The 929-nt window shown below is 33.0% G+C and carries 1 protein-coding gene; it reads right to left on the bottom strand.

The window, feature by feature from the left end; genetic code table 11:
• Positions 1-269 precede the first annotated feature (269 nt).
• Complete coding sequence (locus tag AC1TPC_RS26840; RefSeq protein ID WP_482069774.1) at positions 270-809, bottom strand: abortive infection family protein; 540 nt, start codon at positions 807-809, stop codon at positions 270-272.
• Positions 810-929 lie beyond the last annotated feature (120 nt).

Below are 929 nucleotides of genomic sequence, written 5' to 3'. Positions count from 1 at the left end.
ATTTGTGCGCCTCTTTTCGTATGTGGGTTTGTCCTTCCCGGAACAATTCACAGTATACTAGAGGCGCATTTTTCATTCAAAGCTCAAATTACTTCATTACAGGAATGGCTCCTAATTTCTATTATCGTTAAAAATAAAATAGTTTAAGTTAAATTCGTAATGAAAGAAGTATATTCAATCAATGCCCAGCGATCATTATGAAAACAAAGTAGAGATAAAATCCTTGATTACTGTAATTTAATTCATGCAGCGGAATCAAATAACTTTCATCACCTTTTTAAAATTCCTTTTACTTGCTGGTATTGAAATGTTCCAAAAATAAATGATGCTATTGTTTTTGAAGCATTAACCACCAGAATAGCATGATGAGCATCTGGTTCATATTTCCTTGAATGTGAGTCACTAATTACATTTCTTATCGTTCCTAGTCCTTGAACTGTACTTGCTAGTCCAGTAATAACTTGCTTTAATGGCTCTATTATTTCTGGTTTAGAGGGATCAAGATTTAGTGCTTTTCTAGCTTCATTTGATAATTTTACTAGATCATATTTGGGATCAGGATGATCACCTGTAATTGTATAGATGATCTCTTTCAATACTCCCTCTAATAGACTACGAGAATTAGTTATAGCTCCTGCATAGTCTTGTTCGCTTATTTTTTTGTCGCACTTTTTTAACTCATCTTTAATGTGGCTATAAGTCAAATTACTTGGCGGATTAAATTCTATAGCAATGAACTCAACTGTAATTGAACGTTCTCGCACAATATCAATGAAAGGATTAAACGTATCTTGAATAAATAGCAGCACTTCATTATTATCCTGAATTTCGAAAGTCCATAGTAATGAGCCTTAATACACGATGTCATAGGGGACTACTTCCAAAAATGTAAGTGGAAATGATGAATCGACAGGTATTGCTAGATTTTA

Source organism: Paenibacillus sp. Y280 (assembly GCF_056786335.1).
The sequence above is the reverse complement of the archived record's forward strand: the minus strand, read 5'-3'. Positions and strand labels throughout refer to the sequence as shown.